The organism is Streptomyces bullii (assembly GCF_042657145.1).
In the GTDB taxonomy this organism is placed as follows: domain Bacteria; phylum Actinomycetota; class Actinomycetes; order Streptomycetales; family Streptomycetaceae; genus Streptomyces; species Streptomyces bullii.
In genome coordinates this window covers 270,982-277,785 of the sequence record NZ_JBHSNY010000013.1, presented here as the reverse complement: position 1 = coordinate 277,785, position 6,804 = coordinate 270,982, and the positions used below count along the sequence as shown (strand labels likewise).

Genomic DNA, 6,804 nt, shown 5'->3' with positions numbered 1-6,804 from the left:
CGCCTTCCTGGCAGCCGCCAGACGGTGGACCACCGCTTGCTCGCCCTCGTCACGGCCCGGCCGTGCCCGTAACACCATCGTCCAGCACCCGCCCCCGAGCACCCGCAACCACCCCGCTACCAACAGCTATACCCACCGAAAGCGGAATCGAGCACTAGAAACAAGCCGCTGAAGGGCCCGCTCAGTCGGCAAGCCCCCGGTCGTCGCCGACTGGTGTGCCCGGTTCGGCTCGCAGGCCGGTGCACACCACGTCGATCATGCGCTGCCGGGCTTCCGGGTCGCAGCCCTGACGTTCTCGGGCCAGACAGCCGACCAGGAGCTTTCACATCGGCGCGAGTGATGTCCCGCCGTACCACACCCGCCTGCTGAGCTCTCGTCAGCAGCTCGCTCTCCACAGCTTCAAGGCTGTGCTGGGGACGGAAGGCGACCGCCTCGACATCGAAACCGGCACCGCTGATCGCCTCGGCAAGACCGCGGTTCACCGCCGCTTGCTCGACCATGTGGGCCAGGAACTGGAAGAACGCGCTGCCCGGATCGTTCTTTGCGGAGAGGTCCCGGGCCCTGTCGACGATGCCACCGACCAGGTGAAGCACCGTCGCTTCGTACAGGAAATCCTTCATTGGGAAATGCCGACTGACGGTGCCAGTACCTACCCCTGCCCGCCGGGCGATTTCGGCCACGGGCACCGACAGTACCCTCGGCGGCAAACGCCTCCATCGCCGCATCCAGGACGCGCTTGCGATTGCGCTGAGCGTCAGAACGCATCGAGGTGCCTTTACTCGACATCCGGAACGGCCGTCCCGTATCGTTAACTGGAACGCACCTTCCGATTATAGCGAGGTGGGACTCCCCTGCCCTGCCTGGACATCATGAGCCGCCGAGCGGCAGAACGCATCCGACTCGGCAGTCGTCACGGTGACCACTCCCAGCGAGACGCTTATGTTACGAGGTCAACTTTGTTCACCTTATGTCCGAGTAATCAGGAAAAAGACCATGCCGCGCCCTATGCCCTGCAGCCTTCCATGACCACGCCGACCTCAGTCAAATCACCAGGCCGCCCGATGGACGTCCACCGCGAAATTGCGCTGCTCGACGCCGCGCTGGACCTGCTGGCCGAGGTCGGCTACGAGCAGCTGACCTTGACCGCCATGTGCGAGCGGGCCACGGCCAGCACAAAAACGATGCATCACCGCTGGGGGAACAAGGACGAGTTGTTAACCGCGGCGCTGCACCGGGCTGCGTACCGGGTCATCGACCAATCCGCTGACGTAACCGCCACCGGATCGTTGCGCGGCGATCTGCTGCACAACTTGGCGCCGAACGGCGGCGCGCAGGCGCAGCATCCGGCCAAGTACCTCTCCGGTCTACTGATCGCCGCCTCCGACGACGGCAGTGTCGGACGCATGGCCAAGGACCTGGTCCGCCTGCACCACGCCCGTCTGGCGGAGACCGTCCTGGGCTGGGCCAGGGAACGCGGCGAGGTCGGGGATGACGCGGATCCCGTCCTGCTGGCGGATCTCACACGTGCCGCGATCCTGCACCAGGTCCTGGTCGCCGACGGCCAGGTCGATGCGGCCTTCGTGGAGTCCTTGGTGGACCGGGTTCTGCTTCCGGTGCTCACGTCCCGGCAGAGCGGGGGCGCCAAGTGAAGATAAGTGTCGACCTGAACCGCTGCGAGGGGTACGGACAGTGCGTGTTCGCAGCCCCCTCCGCCTTCACGCTGCATGGCCTGGAGGCTCTGACCTACGTACCGAACCCGCCGGACGAGATGCGGGACGCGGTACGCCGCGCCGCACTGGCCTGCCCCGTGCGCGCCATCACCGTCGGCACGGACAACGCGGACGAACCCGCCACGGCCAGCGGGGAGAACGGCCGCCACGTTGTCATCGTCGGCGCCTCCCTCGCCGGGCTGAAGACTGCCGAAGCCCTGCGCGAGTCCGGCTTCTCCGGACAGCTGACCATCATCGGTGATGAGCCCCATCGCCCGTACGACCGCCCTCCGCTGACCAAGGCCTGCGTGAGCGAGAAGTTGCCGCCCGATCGCCTCGAACTGCCGGTCACGCAGCCCCTGGACGCACGCTTCCTGCTGGGTGTCCGGGCGACGGGGCTGGATACGGACCACCGCCTGGTCCGGCTGGCGGACGACGCCACGGTCGGCTACGACACCCTGGTCATCGCCACCGGCACCCGGGCCCGTCCGTTCCCCGGCGGCGCAGCCGACGACATCGACGGTGTCCTCACCGTCCGCACCCGCGACGACGCCGAGGAACTCCAGCGGCGCCTGGCGCGTCCACCCCGCCGCGTCGCCGTCATCGGCGCCGGCTTCCTCGGCGGCGAACTGGCCTCCGGCTGCCGCGAACGCGGCCTCGACGTCACCCTCATCGAGACACAGGCCACGCCGTTGCAGGGACCGCTGGGAAGCGTGATCGGTGCCGTGGTGGCGGACCTGGCCCGGGACAAGGGCGTGGACCTGCGGCTGTGGACCACTGTCGAGCGCTTCGTGGCGGACGAGACCGGAGCGCTGCGGCAGATCGTGCTGTCGGACGGCGCCGCCGTCGACGCGGACCTGGCCGTCGTCGCGCTCGGCGCCCAGCGCAACGTCGAATGGCTGGACGGCTCCGCCGTACGGACGGACAGCGGCGGGGTGCACTGCGACGACCAGTGCCACGCTCTCGGCCACGACGGGCAGCCCCTGCCCGACGTGTACGTGGCCGGCGATGTCGCCGCCACTCCGCATCCCCTCTTCCCGGACCGCCGGCTGTCGGTGGAGCACTGGGGCAACGCCGTGGCCCAGGCCCGCACGGTCGCCCACAACATCACGCGCCGACCCGGCCAGGCTCCGATCCCCCATACCGGTCTGCCGGCCTTCTGGTCCAGCCAGTTCGGTGTGAACATCAAAGGCGTCGGCTACCCCGGCATCGCCGACCGCATCGCGGTGGTCCAGGGAACCCTCGGCCAGGGCTCCTTCAGCGTGCTGTACGGACGCGAAGACCGCACCGTCGCCGCGGTCACCTTCGACAACGGGCGTTACCTGCCCTACTACGAATCGCTCGTCCGCCAAGGTGCGCCTTTCCCGGCCGAGTTCGTCGCCTGCGACGAGAACACGTCCCGCACCCTTCGGCCGGTCGGCCGCTGATCGCACCCCACTCCCCCACACGAAAGCGAGTGGCACCCCCATGGCGTCCACCCTGTACAAGCAGGTTCTTCACCCCGACAGCCGCCCTCACCCCTGGCCTCTCTACACCGAGCTGCGCAAAGAGCCTGTCTCCGTCCAGGACGACGGAACCTGCGTCGTCAGCGGATACGACGAGGTCAGTGCGCTGCTGCGCGACCCGCGTATCTCCTCCGACCGCGGCAAGGCCACCCCGGACAGCCGGCTTGGGACCGGCGTCCCGGCTCCCGGCACGGCTCCGACTTTCCTCGTGCGGGACAACCCCACACACGACCAGCTACGCGGCCTGGCCCAGCGCCACTTCGGCCCGCCCGCACGTCCGGGCTTCGTCGAGAGCCTGCGGCCGATGGTGGAAGAGCTGATCCGCGACCACATCGACCACCTGACCGGGCGCAGCGAGTTCGACCTGGTTTCGGAGTTCTCCTACCCGATCCCCGTCCGTGTGGCCTGCCACCTCCTGGGCGTCCCGCCCGAAGACGCCGCCACCCTCGGCCATATCAGTGAGGAGGCAGTCTCCAGCCCGGAGTTCCTCGTCGACCCGCATGACCCGGAGGCCGCCGCGGCCAGGCACCATGCCCAGCAGACACTGGCCGACTACTTCCTCGCCCACATCGAGCGGCTTCGCAAGAAGCCGGGCCAGGACATGCTGTCCCGGATGATCCACGACGACGGCCCGGGCGGTCCGATGAGCCTGCCGGAACTGCTCAGCACCGCCACGATGCTCTTCATCGGCGGCCACGAGACCACCGTCAACCTCATAAGCAGCAGCATGCTCCTGCTGCTGCGACACCCCGAGCAGCTGGCCCGGCTCCAGGCCGACCCCTCCCTCGCCGCCGGCGCCATCGAGGAGACCTTGCGCCTGGAGCCCTCCGTGCACCTGCGACCGCGTGTCGCGGTCGACGACATCGCCGTTGGCGACCACACCATCCCCAAGGGCTCCACGGTCATCCTGGCCCTCGCCGCTGCCAACCGGGACCCGCGCCGCTTCCCCGACCCGGACACCTTCGACATCACTCGTCCCGACACCAGCCACCTCAGCTTCGGCTCCGGCATCCACTTCTGCTTCGGGGCCGGACTCGGCCGCATGGAGGGCCAGATCGCGGTCCGCGAGCTGACCCGACGTCTGGTCAACCCTCACTTGTCGCAGGACCCGCCGCCCTACCGCCCGATGGCCGACCTGCGTGGCCCGTCGGCCCTGCGGATCACCGTGGACGGCGTCCGCCCGGCCTGACCCAACCCCAGGCCGCACACGTGAGTGCGGCCTGGGGCTGCGCCTCGCCCGACGCCATCGGCGCAGAGCGACCGCGGCTGCCTGCCCACAACAAACGACAGTAAGGAAGTGATCTGACAGTGGACGGAATCTCGTTCGAGGGCAGGGTCGCCATCGTGACCGGCGCCGGCGGCGGTCTGGGTCGCACCTACGCCCTCGACCTCGCTGCGCGCGGCGCCAAGGTCGTCGTCAACGACCTCGGCGGCACGATCGCGGGCACCGGCGGCGGCACCGCCATGGCCGACCATGTCGTCAAGGAAATCATCGACGCGGGGGCCAAGCCGTCGCGAACTACGACTCGGTCGCCACCCCCGAGGGCGGCAAGGCCATCGTGCAGACCGCGCTCGACGCCTACGGCACCGTGGACATCCTGATCAACAACGCGGGCAACATCCGCAACGCCCCCTTCACCGAGCTCACCCCCGATTCGATCGAGGCGTTGCTCGCCGTACACGTCAAGGGTGCCTTCTATGTCACCCAGCGCGCCTTCGCCGTGATGCGCGACAAGGGCTACGGCCGGATCGTGTTCACCTCCTCCGCCTCCGGCGTGTTCGGCAACCCCGAGCAGGCCAACTACGGCGCGGCCAAAGGAGCCGTCCTGGGCCTGGCCAACGTGGTGGCCCTCGAGGGCGCCTCTCACGGCATCCTGGTCAACACCGTTCTGCCGATGGCCCAGAGCCGGATGGGCGCGGACATGAACCCGGACATGATGGCGACACTACCCACCACTCCGGCGCACACGGAGCCGGAGATGGTCACCGCGATGGTCGCCTACTTGGCCAGCGAGGAGAACCCGTACACCCACGAGGTCTTCTCCATCGCCCGCGGCCGCTACGCCCGCGCCTTCATCGGGGTCACCGAGGGCTGGCACGTCGCCGCCGACGAGCCTCTCGCCACCGCGGACGACGTGCGAAGGCACATCGCCCGCATCCGCGACCAGGACGGCTACCACGTCCCCGGTTCTCTGATCGAGGAGGCCGGACTCATCCCCTGATCCAGCCGTGGGTCGACCGGCGCCTCGCATCTGCGCAATGGGGACCAGCGCCCTTCACGGTTGCCCGGAGAGAGCAACAAGCACATCCCCGATCTTGCGCAATCGCACATGTACGACTGTGTCACCACCGCCCAGGTATGAACCCCAGTCCTGGACTCTTCACAGGGCTGTGGTGCGCCTGGGAGTGGATCCACCATGACTCGGCACAGTTCCTTCCCTCGAGACCCATCGGCCTCACCCACACCACACCACCCCATGTCGTCGTCCGGAGGATGCCGTGCCAGATCCAATTTCCGTCACCCTCACCCACCTCAGCGCCCCGGTCGGCGGTTCCAAGCGGCTGACCGGGCATCTCGTCCGGCCGGACGGACCTGGCCCATGGCCCGGAGTCGTGGTCGCGCACGAGGTCATGGGTGCCAATGACGAGATGCTCCGACAGGCGCGGCGGCTCGCAAGCGCCGGATATCTGACCCTGATGCCCGACCTGTACACGGACGGAGGCGCACGCCGCTGCCTGATACCCACCATGCGGGCCGCGCTGTCCGGCCACGGCCGCGCCTACCAGGACATCGCCGCCGCGAGAACCTACCTCGTCGATGACCCCGACTGCACCGGCGCGGTCGGGATCATCGGCTTCTGCATGGGCGGGTCCTTCGCTCTCATGGCGGCAGGCAGCGGCATCTTCGACGCCGCGTCCGCCAACTACGGCCAGCTCCCCAAGGACATGGACCAGGCCCTGGCCGACGCCTGCCCCATCGTCGCCAGCTACGGGGGCCGCGATCGACCTCTCAAGGGGGCGGCGGCGAAGCTCGACTCCGCCCTCGACAGGCTCGGCGTCGTACACGACGTGAAGGAGTACCCACAGGCAGGCCACGCCTTCCTCAACGACGAACAATTCGGCCCGCGCCTGCTGCACCCGCTGTACCGCGTCGCCGGGTTCGGACCTGTCCCAGAAGCCTCTGTTGACGCATGGCTACGCATTGAGGCCTTCTTCGACACCCACCTCAAGCACACGACCAAGGCCTGACCCCACCTCAGGGTGCCGCAAAACTCCGCAGTTCATCAGCGAGATCGTCCACGGAGGTCATCAGTCGGTGGCGGACCATGGCTGGTTCGCCGTGGCCGAGGTCGGCAACAACGGCTCTCGGCAACCGCACACCGCGTGACGCCGCGCGGGAACCCGGTCGGCGGCTCGTTCGGTCAACCCGACGAACGTCAGATCCGGCCGACCCGGCCGCTCTGTGGCGGTTGCTTCACGGCATCCTGCTGGCCGATTCAGTCCTTTCCGGCAACGAGGTCGCGCACGATTGCCGGACGCGACGTGTCTTGTACCGGTCGGCAGGACGCGGTCGCGAGACCGGCCCTGCC

7 protein-coding genes are annotated in these 6,804 nt (G+C 68.6%); 6 read left to right on the top strand and 1 reads right to left on the bottom strand.

The genetic code is table 11. The annotated features are described in order from the left end of the window. Window positions 1–116: 116 nt before the first annotated feature. Window positions 117–680, bottom strand: a complete 564-nt coding sequence (locus tag ACFPZJ_RS33440) for a TetR/AcrR family transcriptional regulator (RefSeq protein WP_381029570.1) — start codon at window positions 678–680, stop codon at window positions 117–119. A 342-nt stretch (window positions 681–1,022) separates the two neighbouring features. Between ACFPZJ_RS33440 and ACFPZJ_RS33435 the strand changes: the two genes are divergently transcribed. From ACFPZJ_RS33435 to ACFPZJ_RS33410, 6 genes are all read left to right on the top strand, one after another. Next, window positions 1,023–1,649 carry a TetR-like C-terminal domain-containing protein gene (locus ACFPZJ_RS33435; protein WP_381029568.1) on the top strand — a complete coding sequence of 209 codons (627 nt, stop codon included), beginning with the start codon at window positions 1,023–1,025 and terminating at the stop codon, window positions 1,647–1,649. Then, entirely contained in the window at window positions 1,646–3,136 is a 1,491-nt protein-coding gene (locus tag ACFPZJ_RS33430) for an FAD-dependent oxidoreductase (protein ID WP_381029566.1), read from the top strand. The genes ACFPZJ_RS33435 and ACFPZJ_RS33430 overlap by 4 nt, the downstream gene beginning before the upstream one ends. A 40-nt stretch (window positions 3,137–3,176) precedes the next feature. Continuing rightward, the gene (locus ACFPZJ_RS33425; RefSeq protein ID WP_215153571.1) at window positions 3,177–4,403 is read left to right on the top strand and encodes a cytochrome P450; all 1,227 of its coding nucleotides are present in this window, start codon (window positions 3,177–3,179) and stop codon (window positions 4,401–4,403) included. 119 nt (window positions 4,404–4,522) lie between these two features. Beyond that, window positions 4,523–4,816: a Rossmann-fold NAD(P)-binding domain-containing protein gene (locus tag ACFPZJ_RS33420; protein ID WP_251062047.1), complete on the top strand. Its 294-nt coding sequence runs from the start codon at window positions 4,523–4,525 to the stop codon at window positions 4,814–4,816. After that, complete coding sequence (locus ACFPZJ_RS33415; protein WP_308297001.1) at window positions 4,774–5,436, top strand: SDR family NAD(P)-dependent oxidoreductase; 663 nt, start codon at window positions 4,774–4,776, stop codon at window positions 5,434–5,436. Before ACFPZJ_RS33420 ends, ACFPZJ_RS33415 begins: the two co-directional genes overlap by 43 nt. A 277-nt stretch (window positions 5,437–5,713) precedes the next feature. Continuing rightward, the gene (locus tag ACFPZJ_RS33410; protein WP_215153570.1) at window positions 5,714–6,463 is read left to right on the top strand and encodes a dienelactone hydrolase family protein; all 750 of its coding nucleotides are present in this window, start codon (window positions 5,714–5,716) and stop codon (window positions 6,461–6,463) included. Window positions 6,464–6,804 lie beyond the last annotated feature (341 nt).